This window comes from Sphingomonas kyeonggiensis (assembly GCF_014204495.1).
In the GTDB taxonomy this organism is placed as follows: Bacteria; Pseudomonadota; Alphaproteobacteria; order Sphingomonadales; family Sphingomonadaceae; genus Sphingomonas; species Sphingomonas kyeonggiensis_A.
The window spans coordinates 556433-574610 of record NZ_JACHLN010000002.1; the positions used below are offsets into that span (position 1 = coordinate 556433).

Here is an 18178-nt window from a genome sequence, read left to right on the forward strand (position 1 = left end):
TCATCGTTCGATCGTCCCGACGCGACGGATCTTACGCTGCAGCTGCATGATGCCATACAGCAGCGCTTCGGCGGTCGGCGGGCAGCCCGGGACATAGATGTCCACCGGCACGATCCGGTCGCAGCCGCGCACGACGCTGTAGCTATAGTGGTAATAGCCGCCGCCATTGGCGCAGCTGCCCATCGAGATGACGTACTTCGGCTCCGACATCTGGTCATAGACCTTGCGGAGGGCCGGAGCCATCTTGTTGCACAGCGTACCGGCGACGATCATCACGTCCGACTGGCGCGGCGATGCGCGCGGCGCAGCACCGAAGCGCTCCATGTCGTAGCGCGGCATGTTGACGTGGATCATCTCGACCGCGCAGCAGGCGAGACCGAAGGTCATCCACCACAGCGAGCCGGTACGGGCCCACTGGAACAGCTCCTCGGTCGAGGTGACCAGGAAACCCTTGTCGCCGATCTCGGCGTTGATGTCGTTCAGGAAGCCGACGTCCGGGAGGGTTCCCGGCGGGGGCGGCGTCGTGGTGAGCTCTACTCCCATTCGAGCGCTCCCTTCTTCCAGGCGTAGACGAGGCCGAGCGTGAGCTCGGCGATGAAGATCATCATCGAGATCCAGGCGGTCCAGCCCAGCGAGAAGACCGAGACGGCCCACGGGTACAGGAACGCAGCTTCGAGATCGAAGATGATGAACAGGATGGCGACGAGGTAGAAGCGCACGTCGAACTGGCTGCGCGAATCCTCGAATGCGGGGAAACCGCACTCATATTCGCTGAGCTTTGCTTCCGTCGGCTTGTGCGAGCCCGTCAGCCGGCTGACCAGCATGGGCAGGAACACGAAGGCGCTGGAAAGCGCGAGGGCGACCCCGAGGAACAACAGGATCGGCAGATATTGTGACAGGTCGACCAATGGCCTTCTCTTCTCGCGACTGCGGAATCTGACGGGGGCTTTAGGACGATGAGCCGAGTGCGGCAAGGGTTCTAACCCCTGAGAATCACTCGCAATAAGTCCGCGCGGAGCCCAAACGGAAAAACCCGGCAACGCGGCCGGGTAAATCCTTTGAAATGCGATGTTTTACGGGAGCGGCGCTCAGCGCAGCGCGCCAGCCACCAGCTTGTGCAGCTTGGAGTGCAGCACGTCATTGGCCGCGAGATACTGGTTGCGCTCGCGCGCCAGGTCCTGGCCACGGTAATCGGTTACGAACCCGCCGGCTTCCTTCACCAGCAGCATGCCGGCAGCCACGTCCCAGGGCTTGAGGTCCGATTCCCAGAAACCGTCGAAGCGGCCCGCGGCGACCCAGGCCAGGTCGAGCGCGGCCGCGCCAAGCCGGCGAATCCCCGCCACTTCCGGCGCCACGGCACCGAAGATGCGGCTCCACTCGGCGAAATTACTGTGCCCAAGGAACGGGATGCCCGTCGCGATCAGCGCTTCGTCGAGGTGACGACGGGCCGAAACGCGCAGGCGCTGGTCCTGCAGCCAGGCACCGCGGCCCTTTTCCGACCAGAAGCTCTCGTCGGTCAGCGGCTGGTAGATATAGGCGTGCGTCACCTCGGGCTTGCCCTGGGCGCCACGCGGATCCTCGACCGCGATCGAGATGCAGAAATGCGGGATGCCGTGGAGGAAGTTGCTGGTGCCGTCGAGCGGATCGATGATCCAGCGCGGCTTGTCCGGATCGCCGGCGATCTCGCCGCGCTCCTCGACCAGGAAGCCCCAGTCAGGACGCGCCTTCTGCAGCTCTTCGATCAACGTGTCCTCGGCGCGCTTGTCGGCGATGCTGACAAAGTCGGCCGGACCCTTGCGGCTGACCTGGAGGTGCTGGACCTCGTTGAAGTCGCGACGCAGGCGCGGGCCGGCCTTGCGGCAGGCGCGCTCCATGACGGTGATGAGGCCGGAATGGGCTACCAATTCAAATGCTCCACACGAACACCTCTCCCGCATTTGCGGGAAAGGGAGGGACCCATCGCCTTAGCGATGGGAGGGTGAGAGCCTTCTTCTTCGGGCTTTCGCCGGCAGAAGAACGCCCTCACCCAACCCTCTCCCGCGAAAGCGGGAGAGGGCCAAGAATGCAAATCAATCCGCGCGGCGGACGTAGGCCTGCTCGTACACGTCGACGACGATGCGGGTGCCCGAAGCGATATGCGGCGGCACCATGATGCGCACGCCGTTGTCGAGCACGGCCGGCTTGTACGACGACGAGGCCGTCTGGCCCTTCACCACGGCATCGGCCTCGACGATCGTCGCTTCGATCGTGTCGGGCAGCTGCACGCTGATGGCTTCTTCGTCATAGAGTTCCATCACCACGTCCATGCCGTCCTGCAGGAAGGCAGCCGCGTCGCCGAGCAGGTCGCGCGGCAGCGTGGTCTGGTCATAGGTTTCCTTGTCCATGAAGACGAGCGTGTCGCCTTCCGGATACAGGAACTGGAAGTCCTTGGTGTCGAGGCGCACGCGCTCGACCGTTTCCGCCGAGCGGAAGCGGACGTTGTTCTTGCGGCCGTCGCGAAGGTTCTTGAGCTCGACCTGCATGTACGCACCGCCCTTGCCGGGCTGCGTGTGCTGGATCTTCACGGCACGCCAGATGCCGTTTTCATATTCGATGATGTTGCCGGGACGGATGTCCACGCCGCTGATCTTCATGGTCGAGACCTATGGAACTGAGAAAGAGCTGAGCGCGCGCCTTTAGCCGCGTGCGGCGTCTTCGGCAAGCCATCCCGCGCGGGTGAAAGCCGGGGCCTCGTGCCGCACGCTGTCCCTTTGCGGCGCGAGATCCCGGCTTTCACAGCGATGACGGACTATCGATCGGCATCCCGCAGCAGCGGATAGGGATTTATGTTCCGGCCCTGCCACCAGCCTTCGCCCGGCTGCATCAGCTTGATCTCGAAATGGAGATGCGGTGCCCCGCCCTGCGCGCTGCCGGTATTGCCCACCGTCGCGATCTGCTCGCCCTGCCGCACGACCTGCTTCTCGGCGACCAGATAGGTATCGAGATGCGCATAATAGTGGATCGTCGTGCGATCGCGGGTGCGGACATAGAGGGTATGCCCGCCATTCACGCTCTCGAAGATCTTTTCGACCGTGCCCGAGGCGGCCGCGAGTACCGGCGTACCGTGCGGCGCCATGATGTCGATCGCATGATGCTCACGAGTGCCCCCGCCCCGGCTCTGCCCCCAGGTGTCGCTGAGCTGCCGCGCCGCGACACCCTCCACCGGGATGATCAGGGCGACCGGGTCGCCGTTGCCCGCAGCTGGCGCCGACGCAGGCTCCGTTCCGACCGATTGCGACGCGGGAGACGCCGCAGGCTGGACGGTGATCCGGACCAGCGAGAGAAAGGCCAGCGCAAGCAGCAACAGCAGCGCACCCATCCCCCAGCCGATCCGTTTCGCCCAGACCAGCATCGCCCCTATTCCTGGAATACGGCCTTGGTGCCCGGCTTGACCATCAGCGCGAGCCGGGTGGCATCCCAATTGGTCAGGCGGATGCAGCCATGGCTTTCGGTGCGGCCGATCGTCTGCGGTTCGGGCGTGCCATGGATGCCGTAATGCTCCTTCGACAGGTCCAGCCACACCACCCCCACCGGGCCATTGGGTCCCGGCGGCAACATCGCCGGGTCACTGCCCTTCTTCGCGTCCCAGAACAGCTTGGGGTTGTAGTGGAACTTGGGGTTGGTGTCCGCCCCATAGATCTTCCAGATACCGATGGGCAGCGGATCATGCGCGCTGCCCATCGTCGCGTTGAACTGTGCGACAAGGCGGTCCTGCTTGTCGAACACCTTGAGCACCTTCTCGCTCTTGTCGACGACGAGATGGTCCGCCTCCGGCACCTTGGCCTCGACATTGAGCATGGTGAGCGTCTGGCGCCACTCCGGCTTGATGTCCGCCGGATAGTCGCGCGAGGCAGGCAGCGCGTTGGGGAAGATGAACTCCGCCCCCGGCCCGATCGCCTTGCCGCCCGGGTTCAGCTCCACCAGCACCTCCGGCGTGGTGTGGAACATCTCGGCCAGCTTCTCGAGTGGACGGGTGTAACCAAGCGATGGCAGCTTCGCCTGCTTCTCCGGATCCTTAGGGATCGGATTGACGTACGGCCCCTTCAGGGTCTCCGCATCGAGCGTCAGCTTTCGCACGGGTCGCAGCGAGGCATAGGGTGCCAGCGCCTTGAGCGTCGACGCATCCAGCTTGCCGCTGGGCGTCATCCCGCGCGAAGTCTGGAAGCCCTTGAGCGCCGCCGTGAGCGACTGCCCCTCCCGCCCATCGAGAATGCCCGGCGAGAAGCCGAGATGATCGAGGATCACCTGGGCATGGAGGATGGTATAGTCGATCGGCGGCTTGCCCGAAGTTCCCGCCTGCGCGAATGCACCGGGACCGAGCGAGGCAAAGGCGAGGCAAGCCGACAACCCAAGGAATTTCCGCACCAAATCAAGCTCCTGCAGACGACGTTCCGCAAGAACAACGGCTGGAACTCCGGGTTGGTTTCGTTAGGCCAGCACCGCCGCGAACGCCTTGATAGCCGCTTCCTCGTCCCCGCCCCACACGGCGTTGGAAACCGCCAGGAAGTCCGCCCCCGCCTTGACCAGCGGCGCGGCGTTGTACGGCGTGATCCCGCCGATCGCGACGCAGGGCAGCTCGAACAGCGCCGACCACCAGCTCAGGATCACCGGCTCGGGCCGATGCTTGGTCTCCTTGGTCGTGGTCGGATAGAAGGCGCCGAACGCGACATAGTCCGCGCCCGCCTCGCCCGCTTCCATCGCCAGATGGCGGCTGTCATGGCAGGTCACGCCGATCTGCACTTCCGGGCCGAGCACCGAACGCGCCTCGCGCGGATCGCCATCGCCCTGCCCCAGATGCACGCCGTCCGCGCCGAGCCGCTTGGCCAGGCTGACGTCGTCGTTGACGATGAACGCCACGTCGGCATCCGCACAGATCTGGCGCAGCGGCTCGCCAAGCCGTGCCGCCTCATGCTGATCGACACCCTTCACCCGGAACTGGAAGGCGGCGACCGCCCCCGCGCCGAGCGCGCGCTTGAGGCGCTCCGGGAAGGCGCCCGCCACATCGAGCGGCGAGATCAGATAGAGCTGGCACTTCGGCCGGCGCACGTCGCGCACGAACTGGTCGGCGAAATTCGGGTCGAGCGGCGGCAGGCCGTCTTCATCAAGGTCGGTCATCCCGGCTGCCTTAGCGAAAGCCGCCTGACTGCACCACTCTCGATCGAAAGGGCGTGACAGCCCGTCCCGCGCCAAGGCAGGATCACCCCGGTTAGCAGGCGAAAAAGGGGGATTCGCATGTTCAGCATGTTCAAATGGCCGATCGGGCGCTGCGGTCGCGGCGCGATGTTCCTGTGGCTGGTGCTCGGCAGCCTGGGCTTCTCGGCGATCAAGTTCTTCGCCTTCCAGCAGATCGACATCGGCGCGATCCAGCTCGGCTTCCGCTCCGGCGCGCTCACGCATCCGGCGGCCTTTCCGCTCTGGTATGTCGCGCTGGAGGCAGCGTTCAACCTGGCGCTGATCGTCGTCGCCATCGCCCGGCTCCACGACATCGGCAAGCCGGGCTGGTGGCTCCTCGGCTTCGTCGCGCTGGCAGGCCTCGCCGCCTTGCCGGGGCTCAGCATCCTCATCGTCGTTGCGCTCGTCCTGTGGCTCGCGCTGCTGTTCTGGCCCGGCACCTTCGGTCCCAACGCCTATGGCCCGCACCCACTCGGCTGGGAATCGCGCGAACATTATGAACGGCAGATGCGTGAGCTTCGCGAGCATGTCCCGCCGGGCAAGGCCTAGCCGCCGCGCACCACCGCCATCAGGAAGCCGTCCCAGCCCTTGTCGCCGACCGTCTGGATGGCGGTGGCGTCGAGGCGGGGCTCGACGGAAACCGCATCGAACAGCGCCCGCGCGCCGATCACCCGCGGGTCGGCATTGTCGGGATCGAGGATGTTTCCCTCGCGGATCACGTTATCGACCAGGATCACGCTGCCCGGCCGGGTGAGCGCCAGCGCTGCCTCGAGATAGGCGACATTGCTCGGCTTGTCGGCATCGATGAAGACCAGGTCGAACGGCCCCTCGCCCGCCGCGACCATCGCCGCCAGCGTATCCACCGCGGGCCCGACCCGAACCTCGCAGCGGTCGGCAAAGCCCGCCCGGGCAAGATTGGTCCGCGCCACCTCGGCATGATGCGGCTCCAGCTCCAGCGTCAACAGCCGCCCGTCCTCGGGCAAGGCCCGCGCCAGCCAGATCGTCGAATAGCCGCCCAGCGTACCCACTTCGAGGATACGCCGCGCGCCGGACATCCGCGCCAGCAGCTCGAGCATCCTGCCCTGCGCCGCCGACACGTCGATCGGCGGCAGCCCGCCCGCAGCATTCGCCGCCAGCGCGGCATCAAGCACTGGATCGTCGCCAAGCAGCCTGTCGGCGATATAACCGTCAACCTCGGCCCAGCGCCGCTCCATCAGCGCGCCGCGCCGTTCACCGGTCGCGTCTCGACATGCGTCTCGAACCCGGCGATCAGCGGCCGTCCCCTCGCGATCGCGTCCCGCACCGCCGGCAGCTTGAGCGAGTCGGCGTGGAACTGCTTCGACTTCCACACCTCGGTGATCCAGATGCCGTCGGCATCGCCCAGGTCCTCGGCAATCAGATAGGCGATGCAGCCGGGCATGTCGGCGGCGCCGCCGCTCAGCAGCGCGATCAGCTCGGCGCGCTTGCCCGGCTGGGCCTTGATCTTGCCGATCATCCCGTAAAGCGCGTCTTCCATCCGGAACTCCCTGGCCAAGGCGGGCGTGCCCAGCAACGCGAGTGCGAAGCCGGCCAAAACGGGTCTGCGGGCAATGGTCATGCGGCCACCCTAGCCGCTTCCAGCGCCGCGATGAAGGCTGCCGGATCGTCGAAGCGGTGCGCCACTGCCCGGATCGCCCTGCGCCGCCGTAAGATCGGTTCGTCCAGCTCGACCAGCAAATTCGGGTAGGCGATCAGGCCGAGATTGAGCGCGTCGCGCCGCTTGATCTCCGCGCCCTCCCAGCTGGTGCGTACCGCCGAGACGCGCGCCACCGGAACCTCGACCCCGGCGATATGGCCTGCCCGCAGGACCAGCCGCTCGCCATCCACCAGCACGGGCAGCCGCCGAAAGGAGCGGATCGCATGCACCAGCCACACCACGCCCGCCAGGCTGGCCAGCGTGACGACCATCGCCACCCGCCAGTCCCACAGCGCCAGCAGGAAATGGACGACCGCCAGCTCCAGCCCGGCAAGCGCGGCGAACACCCACATCATCGGCGCGAGGCTGCGATGATAGGGGTGTTCGCTCGCGGCCAAGCTTATTGCTCGCCCTTGTAGATGCCGACCAGCTTGTCGAGCATCGCCAGCGCTTCCGCACGCGGGCGCTGGAAGGTGTTGCGCCCGATGATCGAGCCGTTGCCGCCGCCGTCACGGATGTCGATCGCGTCCTGGTAGACGGCGTCGGCGCCCTTGGCCGCGCCGCCCGAGAAGACCACGATGCGGCGACCGTTGAAGCAGCTCTTCACGACATGCTTCACCCGGTCGGCCTGGCTCGACCAGTCGGTGCCTTCATACACCTTCTGCGCGTCCTTCTGCTCGATATGCGCGCTCGGCAGCTTCACCTTGATGATGTGCGCGCCGAGCAGCGCGGCGATGTGCGCGGCATAGGCGCCGACGTCGAGCGCCAGCTCGCCGTCCTTGCTCAGCTTGCCGCCGCGCGGATAGGACCAGATCACCGTCGCGATGCCGACCGAGGCCGCCTCGGCGCGCAGTTCCTTGATCTCCTCGATCATCTCGAACACGTCTTCCGAGCCCGGATAGATGGTGAAGCCGATCGCGGCACAGCCCAGCCGCAGCGCGTCGTCCACGCCGCCCGTCACGGCCTGGTTGTTGCTGGTCGCCCAGCTGTTCGAGCTGTTGACCTTGAGGATCGTCGGGATCTGGCCGGCAAAGGTGTCGGCACCCGCCTCGATCATGCCCAGCGGCGCGGCATAGGCACTCAGGCCCGCGTCGATCGCCAGCTGGTAGTGGTAATGGGGATCATAGGCATCCGGGTTCACCGCGAAGCTGCGCGCCGGGCCATGCTCGAAGCCCTGATCGACCGGCAGGATGATCAGCTTGCCCGTGCCGCCCAGCCTGCCCTGCATCAGGATGCGGGCGAGGTTCGCCTTCACGCCGGGATTGTCGGATTCATAGTTCGCGAGAATGGCTTTTACGGCCGGCGTGATCGACATCTGTATCCCCTTGCATATCTGGTGTTGGGGAGCCCCTATCGCCCGGATTTGCAGGCGAAAAGCCTGACAACGCTGCCACCGTGCAAGCTTTTCTGCAAGCGACGATGAGCGGTTCCGATCCCGCGCTTGACGGCGCCGTGGGCCGGAGACAGCATGGCCTCGGCTAGAGGGGGAAAAGCCATGGGGATTTCTGCACTTTGCACGCGGCTGGCGCTTGCTGCGCTGCCATTCTCGCTGCTCGGGGCCGCACCGGCGCCGGCACCCATGGTCGCAGCCGTCAAGGTCGGCCAGCCCGCCCCGCCCTTCACGCTCCGGTTGATCCGCGGCGGCAACAAGGTCTCGCTCGACGAGCTCCGCGGCAACGTCATCGTCCTGAACTTCTGGGCGACCTGGTGCGCGCCCTGCCGCAAGGAGCTGCCGACGCTCGATCGCTATTATGAGCTGCGCAAGGATGCCGGGCTGCGCGTCTACGCCGTCGCCACGGAAGATTCGCTGCCGGTCTATCAGCTCAAGAAGCTGTTCGACGTGATGCACATCGATCCGGTGCGCTCGATCAAGGGGCCGTATGACGTGGTGGGGAACGCCGTGCCGACCAACATCATCATCGATCGGAACGGCGTCGTCCGCTACGCCAAGGCCGCGGCGCTGGACCTCGACCGGCTGAACGAACTGCTCGTGCCGCTGCTCAACGAGAAAGTGAAATAGCCCGGGCGGGGACGCCGCAGGGCGCCCCCAGGGCCGGTTTCAGCCTGCCAGCGCGGCGACGCCGGGCAGCTCCTTGCCTTCCATCCATTCGAGGAAGGCACCGCCCGCGGTCGAGACGAAGGTGAAATCCCCCGAGACGCCGGCCTGGTTGAGTGCCGCCACCGTGTCACCACCACCGGCGACCGAGACGAGCTGGCCTTCCTTGGTCAGCGCCGCGGCGGTCTTCGCCAGCGACACCGTCGCGGTGTCGAACGGCGGGGTCTCGAACGCGCCGAGCGGGCCGTTCCACACCAGGGTGCGGCAGGTCTTGAGCACATCGGCAAGCGCTTCGGTCGCCGCCGGGCCGATGTCGAGGATCATCTCGTCGGCCGCGACTTCGTGGACGTTGACCGTGCGCAGGCTCGGCGGGTTCGCCGCGAACTCCTTCGCCACGACCACGTCATAGGGCAGGTGCACGGTGCAGTTGGCGCGGTCGGCCGCGTCGAGGATTTCCTCGGCGGTGCCGGTCAGGTCGTGCTCGCACAGCGACTTGCCCACATCCACGCCGCGCGCGGCGAGGAAGGTGTTGGCCATGCCGCCGCCGATGATCAGGTGATCGACCTTCTCGACCAGATGGCGCAGCACGTCGAGCTTCGAGGAGACCTTGGCACCCCCGACAACCGCCGCGACCGGATGCTCGGGATTGCCGAGCGCCTTGTCGAGCGCGTCGAGCTCGGCTTCCATCTGGCGGCCGGCGAAGGCAGGCAGCTTGTGCGCCAGGCCCTCGGTCGAGGCATGGGCGCGGTGCGCGGCCGAGAATGCGTCGTTGACGTAGAGGTCGCCGAGTGCCGCAAGCGCGTCGATCGCCTCGGGCGTGTTCTTCTCTTCGCCCGGATCGAAGCGAGTATTCTCGAGCAGAGCGATATCGCCCTCGCCCATCGCCGCGATCGCCTCGGCCGCGCCATCGGTGTCGACGAAGCGGACTTCGCGGCCCAGCACATGGGCGAACGGCTGGGTGACCAGCGACAGGCTCATCTCGGGGTTACGCTGCCCCTTGGGGCGGCCGAAATGCGCGAGGACGATAACCTTGGCGCCCTTGTCCGCCAGCTCGGCGACGGTCTGCACGGCGGCGCGCAGCCGGGTGTCGTCGGTCACCTGGCCATCGGCCATCGGCACGTTGAGGTCCTCGCGGACCAGCACGCGCTTGCCGGCGATATCGCCCATGTCGTCGAGCGTCTTGAAGTTGCGCGCCATTTCGTCCCTCACAAATCGAGCGGTCGCCCTATCCCCGTCATCCCGGCGCAAGCCGGGATCTCAGGAGATAGAGCGACCCTTATGCCTCACGAGATCCCGACTTTCGTCGGGATGACGCGCAAATCAGCCCAGCTTCGCCATCGCGGTGGCCGTGTCGACCATGCGGTTCGAGAAGCCCCACTCATTGTCGTACCAGCTGACGACGCGCACCAGCTTGCCGTCGATCACCGCGGTCTCCAGGCTGTCGACGGTCGACGAAGCCGGGGTGTGGACGATGTCGATCGAGACCAGCGGCTCGTCCGAGAAGAGCAGGATGCCCTTGAGCGGGCCTTCTTCCGAAGCCGCCTTCAGGATCGCGTTCACTTCCTCGACGCTGGTATCGCGCTTCGGGGTGAAGGTCAGGTCGACCAGGCTGCCGTCCGGAACCGGAACGCGGATCGCCGAGCCGTCCAGCTTGCCCTTCAGCTCCGGCAGCACCTCGCCCACGGCGCGCGCGGCGCCGGTGGTGGTCGGGATGATGCTCATCGCGGCGGCGCGCGCACGACGCAGGTCCGGGTGGATCTGGTCGAGGATCTTCTGGTCGTTGGTATAGGCGTGGACCGTGGTCATCAGGCCGCGCTCGATGCCGACGGTGTCGTTCAGCACCTTGGCGACCGGCGCAAGGCAGTTGGTGGTGCACGATGCGTTGGAGACGATCGTGTGGCCGGCCTCCAGCTTGTCATGGTTCACGCCGTAGACGACGGTCAGGTCGACATTCTTGCCCGGAGCCGAGATCAGCACCTTCTTGGCGCCGGCGTCGATGTGCTTCTGGGCCGAAGCGCGGTCGGTGAAGAAGCCCGTGCACTCCAGCACCAGCTCCACGCCGTTCTCGGCGTGCGGCAGGTTGGCGGGATCACGCTCCTTGGTCACCTTGATGCGGGTGCCGTCGATGATCAGGTCGTCGCCCTCGGCGGTGACGGTGCCCGGATACTTGCCGTGCACGCTGTCGCGCGAGAAGAGCCACGCATTCGACTTGGCATCGGCCAGGTCGTTGATCGTGACGAGCTCGAGCCCGCTATCCGGACGCTCCAGGATCGCGCGCGCGACCAGTCGACCGATGCGCCCGAACCCGTTGATCGCAACCTTCGTCATGCCTGTTCTCCGTTCAACTTTTCGACGATCTGCGGAACGATGGCTCCCGCAGTGAGCCCGAAATGCTCGTAGAGCTTCAGATAGGGGCCCGAGGCGCCAAATCCATCCACTCCAAAGTTCAATCCATCAATGCCGGTATAGCGCTCCCAGCCCAGCGTCGTGCCGGCCTCGATCGAGACCTTGAGCGCATGCGCCGGCAGCAGGTCGCGCTTGTACTGCGCGTCCTGCGCATCGAAGCGCTCCCAGCACGGCATCGAGACGACGTCGGCACCGATGCCCTGGGCTTCCAGCTCGTCGCGCACGGCGACCGCGATCTCGACTTCCGAGCCGCTGGCGATCAGCACCACCTGGCGCGGCGCCTCGGCCTCGCGGATGGCATAGGCACCGCGCGCCGAGCGGTTCTCGCCGGCCTCGAGGCGCAGCTGCGGCAGGTTCTGGCGGCTGAGCGCGAGCAGGCCGGGGCCGTCCGCGCGCTGGAGCGCCAGTTCCCAGCACTCTGCGGTCTCGACCACGTCGCACGGGCGATAGACGTCCAGGTTGGGGATCAGGCGCAGGCTGGTCAGGTGCTCCACCGGCTGGTGGGTCGGGCCGTCCTCGCCCAGGCCGATCGAGTCGTGCGTCATCACATAGATCACGCGTGCCTGTTGCAGCGCCGACAGGCGGATCGCCGCGCGGGCATAGTCCGCGAACACCAGGAAGGTGCCGCCATAGGGGATCACGCCGCCGTGCAGCGCCATGCCGTTCATCGCCGCCGACATGCCGAACTCGCGGATGCCGTAATAGACATAGCGGCTGGCGTAGTTGTCGGCGTTGAACGCGCCCAGGCCCTTGGTCAGGGTATTGTTCGAGCCGGTCAGGTCGGCCGAGCCGCCGACGGTGTCGGGGATCTGCGCGTTGATCGCTTCGAGCGCCATCTCGCTCGCCTTGCGGGTCGCGACCTTCTGCGGCGCGTCGATCAGGCCCTGGATATGATCCGAGAGCGAGAACCAGGCCGGCAGCTCGCCGCGCATCCGGCGCTCGAACTCGGCGCGGTCCTCATGCTCCGCGAGGCGCTGCTTCCATTCGGCATGCGGCGTTGCACCGCGCTTGCCGGCTTCGAGCCAGGTCTCGCGGATATCGCCGGGAATCTCGAAGGCCGGGTGATTCCAGCCCAGCTGCACGCGCGCGGCGGCGACTTCGTCGGCGCCCAGCGGCGAGCCGTGCACCTTGGACGAGCCCTGCTTGTTCGGCGCGCCGAAGCCGATGATCGTGCGGCACTTGACCAGCGACGGCAGGTCGCTCGCGATCGCCTCGTCGAAGGCGCGGGCGATGTCCGCGGCGTCATGGCCGTCGCACTCGACGACCTGCCAGCCCGATGCCCGGTAGCGTGCCGGGATGTCCTCGCTCGACGAGAGCGACACCGCGCCGTCGATCGTGATCTTGTTGTCGTCCCACAGCACGATCAGCTTGCCGAGCTTCAGATGCCCGGCGAGGCCGACCGCCTCATGGTTGATGCCTTCCATCAGGCAGCCGTCACCGGCAATCACCCAGGTGCGGTGATCGACCAGGTCGTCGCCATAGACGGCGTTGAGGTGGCGTTCGGCGGCGGCGAAGCCCACGGCCATCGCCAGGCCCTGGCCGAGCGGGCCGGTGGTGCACTCGACGCCTTCCAGCTCGAAATTCTCGGGGTGGCCGGCGCAGGGGCTGCCGATCTGGCGGAAGTCGCGAATGTCCTGCAGCGTCGGGCGGGCATAGCCGGTCAGGTGGAGCAGCGAATATTGCAGCATCGAGCCATGGCCGGCCGAGAGCACGAAGCGATCGCGGTCCGCCCATTTCGGATCGGCCGGGTCGTACTTCAGGTAATTCTGGAACAGCACGGTGGCGACGTCGGCCATGCCCATCGGCATGCCCGGATGCCCCGAATTGGCCGCCTCCACGGCGTCCATCGACAATGCCCGGATGGCATTGGCGCAGTCGGTGAAGCTTGCGGTCACTTGGAGTCCCCTGATGCTGGCGCGGACGCCTTTGGTGCCCTTGGGGGCCTACGTCAACCGCCTCGGCACTGCGAAACCGTGCAGGACTCGAACCGGCGCTGCTTCGCATCAGCTCGGCGAACCCGTCATGGAACCGGTGCCATTCAGGGGTTGCGAGGTTCGGATGGGGTGCGTAACGCTTGATCCATGGCAAGTACGCCCGCCGATCGTATCGAACAGGCCCTCGTCCGCATCGAGAAAGCCGCTGCAGCGCGGGCCTATGCCTGCGAACGCATCACCCAGCGCCACGCCAAGCTGCGGTCCCGCATCGAGGATGCGGTATCGTCGCTCGATGCGCTGATCGCGCGTGAAACCCAGGCGGACCAGGACTGATGGCCGACATCGATATTTCCGTCGCCGGCCGCAGCTATTCGGTCGCCACCCGCGAAGGCGACGAAGCCCATATCCGGCACCTCGAGTCGATCCTGCAGCGCCACGCCGACACGGCACTGCGCGCCTCGGGCGGGCTTAATGCCGAGCGCACTCTGGTCTATCTGTCGCTGATCCTCGCCGACCTGCTCGACGAGACCGAGCGCAACCCGCCGGAAGGCGTGTCGCCGGTACTGCTCGAGCGCATCGCCGACCGGCTCGAGGCCGTGGCTGCCGCGCTCGAGGAAGACGCCAGCGAAGCGTAACCCTTCAACCCTCGTGTTCTCCGGCGAAGGCCGGGGCCCGAGGTTTCTCTCCCGCATCGCTCGTGACCCTGGGCCCCGGCCTTCGCCGGGGAACAAGAAGTGTCTGGCAACCCGTTGCGAACCCCCACCGAACCCCCTACATCCATCAGCGGCGGAACTGCCCGGCACGAGCCGTTGCAATTATCCCTGAGGCTATTCATCATCCATGGGGGCTGTCCCTGTGCGGATCCTGGTCCGCGGCATATGGTCCCCACCTGACGTAACGGGCGTCAGAGGATACTTCAGGCAAACGACCCATGGTGGTTCCGCCACCGCTCCCGTAAAAGGCGACGCATGATCGACAAGCTAGCCCTTCGGGCGCAGCTCCGTGCGGAGCGTGACGCCTTCGCCATCGAAGCGAGCGAGGCGATCCTCGCCCCCGAGCATTTCATCGAGCATCTCCAGCCGGGCATGACGGTCGCCACCTATGTCGCGATCGGCAGCGAGGCGGACCCCACCCAGCTCGCCGCCGCGGCAGCGCAGGCCGGCTGCACGCTTGCCTTGCCCTTCGTTATCGGCCGCGCCGAGCCGCTGCGCTTCCTCGCCTGGCGGATGGGCGAGCCTTTGGTCGACGGCCCCTTCGGCCTGCGCCAGCCCCAGGCAGACAGCCCGGAAGTCGCTCCGGACGTGATCCTCACCCCGCTGGTCGGCTTCGATGCGCGGCTCAATCGACTCGGCCAGGGCGCCGCCCATTACGACCGTGCCTTTGCCCGTTATCCCGATGCCTGGCGCGTCGGCGTGGCCTGGTCGGTCCAGGAAGTGCCTGCCATCCCCAGCGACATCTGGGACGTGCCGCTGAATGCGGTGATCACCGAGAAAGGCATGACGTGGCACGCGGAAGCATAGAGCCGAGCTGGCGCAAGCCCGCCGGTGCACTGGGCATCGTCGCCTGGGTCTTCGCCTGGGTGATCCTGGTTGCCAGCTTCTCGGGCTGGATCGGCCGGCTGCACATCCTTGCCCAGCTGCCGATCTACGTCATCACCGGGATCGTCTGGATCCTGCCGCTCGGTGGCGTGCTGCGCTGGATGGAAACCGGTCGCTGGCGGCGCGCCTGAGCAGCGCGCCTCGGCATCGGGAAAGCAGCGATTCGTCTGGGAAGGGGTGGCCATGCGATGCATGGCGCGAGTGACGGGGCTCGAACCCGCGACCTCCGGCGTGACAGGCCGGCGCTCTAACCAACTGAGCTACACCCGCATCTGCGTATGAGAGAAGACCGCTCCCCGTATCCAATCGTCCGGTCGAAGCACGCACGGGGCGCACCCTGACAGTCAGACCATGGGGAATGGCGCGAGTGACGGGGCTCGAACCCGCGACCTCCGGCGTGACAGGCCGGCGCTCTAACCAACTGAGCTACACCCGCTCTCTCGAAGCGAGGAGGCGGGCACTAGACGCGACTTTTGGGGGTGTCAACCGGATTGGTCGCGACTTTTTCGCCGCAGCGGTCGATTATCCACAGGATCGTTCACCAAGGTGCCGTGCTCGAACAGGAAACCGGCGATATCCGGCTTGCCCGCGGCGTTGACCACGGTCTGGATGATGATCAGCAGCGGCACCGCGAGCAGTGCGCCGGTGGTGCCCCACACCCAGCCCCAGAAGCTCAGCGAGATCAGGATCATGATCGGGCTGATCGTCAGACGGTGACCGACGACCAGCGGGGTCACGACATTCGCCTCGATCAGGTGGCAGGCGATCATCACGATCGGCGGCACGAACGCCCAGCCCAGGTCCGGGAAGGTCATCAGCCCGCCCATGGCGAGCAGCAGCGCGGCGAATACCGGGCCGAAATAGGGGATATAGTTGAGCAGCGCGACGATGCCGCCCCACATCAGCGGGGTCGGCATGCCGATCGCCCACAGCACGCCGGCGACGATCAGGCCCAGCGTCATGTTGATCACCGTGATCGTGCCGAGATAGGCCGAGGTGTCGTCGACCACGTCCTGGATCACCCGCGCGGTCGCCATCGCGCCGCCGAAGCTCGCCCGGCTGGTGATCGCGTTGCGGCGCAGGCGGGTCCAGCCGGAGAGGAAGAAGTAGATGACGAGGATGGCGAAGAACATCTCGACCAGCGCCGACGGCGCCGAGGTGGCGAACAGGTCGATCAGCGAACGCGGCGGCGTGGCAGCCATCACCTCGGGCTGCTTCATCGGCGCCGAGGCGAAGTTCATCACCGTCTTGTTCACGAAAGAATCGAGATTGGCGTAGAATTCGATCAACGGCTTCAGGTTTTCCTGGATCTGCGGGATCTTGGCGGGCAGGTCGCGGATCCACTGCCAGGCAGGGACGACGATCGAGGCCAGCGCGACATTGGCCGCGATCAGGAACAGCAGCACGCAGATGAACGCCGCGATCGGCGCCGGCAGCCGGTGCCGCTCGAGCCATTCGAGCAGCGGCACGAGTGCAATCGCGATCACCAGCGCGGTGGTCAGCGGCAGGAAGAACACCGCGCCCGCCTGCAGCGCGAACGGCAGCGCGAGCACCAGCCCGAGCCCGGCGATCAGCGTCAGCGCCGCCATCAGCCGGTCGCGCTTCTGCCCGTCGCCCATGCTCTCCTGGGTGGACGGCCCAAGCAGCGGCGCCCGTGCCGGTCCCGAGGGAAGTCCCTCGCCGTCCCGTTCGTCTTCCCCGCCGATGATGCCGTTCGTCTCGCTCACGTCGTCCCTTCCCTCGCTCGCGGAAACCCTAGCGCGGATTGCATTGGATGTAATCCCGGCTAGCGTTGCGAATATGGGCGAGAACATCCTGGTCCTCGATGAGGGCACCACTTCCACCCGCGCGATGCTGTTCGCGCCGTCGGGCAAGTGCCTGGGCAGCCATAGCGCCGAGCTCACCCAGCATTATCCCGGCCCCGGCCTGGTCGAGCATGACGCCAACGAGATCTGGAAGCGCACCCTGGAATGTGCCCATGCCATGGTCCGCGAGGCCGGCGGCGCAGACCGGATCGCCGCGATCGGCATCACCAACCAGCGCGAGACGATCGTCTTCTGGGACAAGACCACGGGCGAGCCCCTCGCCCCCGCCATCGTCTGGCAGGACCGGCGCAGCGCCGCGATGTGCCGTGCGTGGCGCGACGCCGGCGAGGAGCCGGGCGTCCAGGCGCGCACCGGCCTGCTGCTCGATCCCTATTTCTCCGGCACCAAGATCGCCTGGGCGATGCAGCACTGGCCCCAGCTCAAGGGCGTGGGCGACCGGCTTGCGATCGGCACGATCGAAAGCTGGCTGGTCTGGAAGCTCATCGGCGGCTTGCACATCACCGACGCCACCAATGCCTCGCGCACCTTGCTGATGGGCCTCGGCTCGGGCGGCTGGAGCGATGGCCTGCTCGAGATGTTCTCCGCCCCGCGCGACGCCTTGCCCGAGATCGTCGATTGCGCCGGCAAGTTCGGCACGACGAAGCTGTTCGGCGGCGAGATCCCGATCTGCGGCCTTGCCGGCGACCAGCAGGCCGCGACGATCGGCCAGGCCTGTCTCGAGCGCGGCGATACCAAGGCGACCTATGGCACCGGCGCCTTCGTCCTCACCAATGCCGGCACCGCCCCGCCCTCCTCCAGGAACCGCCTCCTCGCCACCGTGCTGTGGCAGCTGGGCGGGCGGCGCACCTATGCGATCGAGGGCTCGGTGTTCGTCGCCGGCAGCCTGGTCCAATGGCTGCGCGATTCGGTGCAACTGATCGAGAAAGCGCAGGATACCGAGCCGCTGGCACGCTCGGTGAAGGACAATGGCGGCGTCTATCTCGTTCCGGCCCTGTCCGGCCTCGGCGCGCCCTGGTGGGAGCCGGAGGCGCGTGCGGCGATCTCCGGCCTCAGCTTCGCCGCTACCCGCGCCCATATAGTCCGCGCCGCGCTGGAGGCGATGGCGCACCAGAGCCACGACCTGAAGACCGCCTTCGCCGCCGACGGCGCCGACTGGTCGCGCCTGCGCGTGGACGGCGGCATGGTCACCAACGACTGGATCGCCCAGGACCTGGCGGACATCCTCGCCATCCCCGTCGACCGCCCCGACTTCGCCGAGACCACTGCGCTCGGTGCGGCAATGCTGGCCGGCATCGGCTGCGGGATGTTCGGCGGGCTGGAAGACGCCGCGAAGATGCGCGGCGCGGGCCTGACGTTCGAGCCGAAGCTGGACACTGAAAGCCGCAAAGCCCGCCTCACGGGGTGGCGCCAGGCCGTCCTCTCTGTCGTCACTCCCGCGAAAGCGGGGCCCCATCTCCCGAACTAGCCACAGG

22 protein-coding genes and 2 tRNA genes are annotated in these 18178 nt (G+C 66.8%); 7 read left to right on the forward strand and 17 right to left on the reverse strand.

Features of this window, described 5'->3' with window-relative positions; all coding sequences use genetic code 11:
• The 7 genes from HNP52_RS10310 to thiE form a co-directional block, all read right to left on the reverse strand.
• Positions 1–543, reverse strand: a complete 543-nt coding sequence (locus tag HNP52_RS10310) for an NADH-quinone oxidoreductase subunit B family protein (RefSeq protein ID WP_184166422.1) — start codon at positions 541–543, stop codon at positions 1–3.
• The gene (locus HNP52_RS10315; protein WP_086129639.1) at positions 534–908 is read right to left on the reverse strand and encodes an NADH-quinone oxidoreductase subunit A; all 375 of its coding nucleotides are present in this window, start codon (positions 906–908) and stop codon (positions 534–536) included. Before HNP52_RS10315 ends, HNP52_RS10310 begins: the two co-directional genes overlap by 10 nt.
• A 180-nt stretch (positions 909–1088) precedes the next feature.
• Entirely contained in the window at positions 1089–1904 is an 816-nt protein-coding gene (locus HNP52_RS10320) for an inositol monophosphatase family protein (protein WP_184166424.1), read from the reverse strand.
• A 165-nt stretch (positions 1905–2069) separates the two neighbouring features.
• Positions 2070–2633 (reverse strand): elongation factor P, encoded by a 564-nt coding sequence (gene efp, locus HNP52_RS10325; RefSeq protein ID WP_184166428.1) that lies wholly within the window; start codon positions 2631–2633, stop codon positions 2070–2072.
• 155 nt (positions 2634–2788) lie between these two features.
• Entirely contained in the window at positions 2789–3391 is a 603-nt protein-coding gene (locus HNP52_RS10330) for a M23 family metallopeptidase (RefSeq protein ID WP_184166431.1), read from the reverse strand.
• A 5-nt stretch (positions 3392–3396) separates the two neighbouring features.
• Positions 3397–4404: a L,D-transpeptidase gene (locus HNP52_RS10335; RefSeq protein ID WP_311768439.1), complete on the reverse strand. Its 1008-nt coding sequence runs from the start codon at positions 4402–4404 to the stop codon at positions 3397–3399.
• 63 nt (positions 4405–4467) lie between these two features.
• Complete coding sequence (gene thiE / locus HNP52_RS10340) at positions 4468–5154, reverse strand: thiamine phosphate synthase (RefSeq protein ID WP_184166434.1); 687 nt, start codon at positions 5152–5154, stop codon at positions 4468–4470.
• 117 nt (positions 5155–5271) lie between these two features.
• On the opposite strand from thiE, the gene HNP52_RS10345 reads away from it, so the two are divergent.
• Positions 5272–5760, forward strand: coding sequence for a DUF805 domain-containing protein (locus HNP52_RS10345; RefSeq protein ID WP_184166437.1), 489 nt, complete (start codon positions 5272–5274; stop codon positions 5758–5760).
• Here the strand turns inward: HNP52_RS10345 and HNP52_RS10350 are convergent.
• The 4 genes from HNP52_RS10350 to HNP52_RS10365 form a co-directional block, all read right to left on the reverse strand.
• Positions 5757–6425: an O-methyltransferase gene (locus HNP52_RS10350; RefSeq protein ID WP_184166439.1), complete on the reverse strand. Its 669-nt coding sequence runs from the start codon at positions 6423–6425 to the stop codon at positions 5757–5759. The two genes, HNP52_RS10345 and HNP52_RS10350, sit on opposite strands and share 4 nt — an antisense overlap.
• Positions 6425–6727 (reverse strand): putative quinol monooxygenase, encoded by a 303-nt coding sequence (locus tag HNP52_RS10355; protein WP_260396048.1) that lies wholly within the window; start codon positions 6725–6727, stop codon positions 6425–6427. Before HNP52_RS10355 ends, HNP52_RS10350 begins: the two co-directional genes overlap by 1 nt.
• A gap of 77 nt (positions 6728–6804) precedes the next feature.
• Positions 6805–7284, reverse strand: coding sequence for a hypothetical protein (locus HNP52_RS10360; protein WP_184166443.1), 480 nt, complete (start codon positions 7282–7284; stop codon positions 6805–6807).
• A 2-nt stretch (positions 7285–7286) separates the two neighbouring features.
• A complete protein-coding gene (locus HNP52_RS10365; protein ID WP_184166445.1) occupies positions 7287–8201 on the reverse strand; it encodes a class I fructose-bisphosphate aldolase in 915 nt (304 codons plus the stop codon).
• Positions 8202–8381: 180 nt separating this feature from the next.
• On the opposite strand from HNP52_RS10365, the gene HNP52_RS10370 reads away from it, so the two are divergent.
• Positions 8382–8906 (forward strand): TlpA family protein disulfide reductase, encoded by a 525-nt coding sequence (locus tag HNP52_RS10370; RefSeq protein ID WP_409372620.1) that lies wholly within the window; start codon positions 8382–8384, stop codon positions 8904–8906.
• A 39-nt stretch (positions 8907–8945) separates the two neighbouring features.
• Here HNP52_RS10370 and HNP52_RS10375 read toward each other — a convergent pair whose 3' ends face one another.
• The 3 genes from HNP52_RS10375 to tkt form a co-directional block, all read right to left on the reverse strand.
• Complete coding sequence (locus tag HNP52_RS10375) at positions 8946–10139, reverse strand: phosphoglycerate kinase (protein WP_184166447.1); 1194 nt, start codon at positions 10137–10139, stop codon at positions 8946–8948.
• A 123-nt stretch (positions 10140–10262) separates the two neighbouring features.
• Complete coding sequence (gap, locus tag HNP52_RS10380) at positions 10263–11270, reverse strand: type I glyceraldehyde-3-phosphate dehydrogenase (protein ID WP_184166449.1); 1008 nt, start codon at positions 11268–11270, stop codon at positions 10263–10265.
• Positions 11267–13243 (reverse strand): transketolase, encoded by a 1977-nt coding sequence (gene tkt, locus HNP52_RS10385; RefSeq protein WP_184166452.1) that lies wholly within the window; start codon positions 13241–13243, stop codon positions 11267–11269. The genes gap and tkt overlap by 4 nt, the downstream gene beginning before the upstream one ends.
• A gap of 186 nt (positions 13244–13429) precedes the next feature.
• Between tkt and HNP52_RS10390 the strand changes: the two genes are divergently transcribed.
• The 4 genes from HNP52_RS10390 to HNP52_RS10405 all read left to right on the forward strand — a co-directional run bounded on the left by HNP52_RS10390 (position 13430) and on the right by HNP52_RS10405 (position 15011).
• Positions 13430–13615, forward strand: coding sequence for a hypothetical protein (locus HNP52_RS10390; RefSeq protein WP_184166455.1), 186 nt, complete (start codon positions 13430–13432; stop codon positions 13613–13615).
• Complete coding sequence (locus HNP52_RS10395) at positions 13615–13917, forward strand: cell division protein ZapA (RefSeq protein ID WP_184166458.1); 303 nt, start codon at positions 13615–13617, stop codon at positions 13915–13917. Before HNP52_RS10390 ends, HNP52_RS10395 begins: the two co-directional genes overlap by 1 nt.
• Before the next feature lie 333 nt (positions 13918–14250).
• Positions 14251–14802, forward strand: coding sequence for a 5-formyltetrahydrofolate cyclo-ligase (locus tag HNP52_RS10400; RefSeq protein WP_184166461.1), 552 nt, complete (start codon positions 14251–14253; stop codon positions 14800–14802).
• Entirely contained in the window at positions 14784–15011 is a 228-nt protein-coding gene (locus tag HNP52_RS10405) for a DUF2842 domain-containing protein (protein ID WP_311768440.1), read from the forward strand. The genes HNP52_RS10400 and HNP52_RS10405 overlap by 19 nt, the downstream gene beginning before the upstream one ends.
• 62 nt (positions 15012–15073) lie before the next feature.
• Here HNP52_RS10405 and HNP52_RS10410 read toward each other — a convergent pair.
• The 3 genes from HNP52_RS10410 to HNP52_RS10420 form a co-directional block, all read right to left on the reverse strand.
• A tRNA-Asp gene (locus tag HNP52_RS10410) sits at positions 15074–15150 on the reverse strand.
• An 89-nt stretch (positions 15151–15239) separates the two neighbouring features.
• Positions 15240–15316 (reverse strand) — tRNA-Asp (locus HNP52_RS10415).
• 46 nt (positions 15317–15362) lie between these two features.
• A complete protein-coding gene (locus tag HNP52_RS10420; RefSeq protein ID WP_184168285.1) occupies positions 15363–16499 on the reverse strand; it encodes an AI-2E family transporter in 1137 nt (378 codons plus the stop codon).
• A 181-nt stretch (positions 16500–16680) separates the two neighbouring features.
• Between HNP52_RS10420 and HNP52_RS10425 the strand changes: the two genes are divergently transcribed.
• Positions 16681–18171 carry a glycerol kinase gene (locus HNP52_RS10425; RefSeq protein WP_184166464.1) on the forward strand — a complete coding sequence of 497 codons (1491 nt, stop codon included), beginning with the start codon at positions 16681–16683 and terminating at the stop codon, positions 18169–18171.
• The last annotated feature ends 7 nt before the right edge of the window (positions 18172–18178 follow it).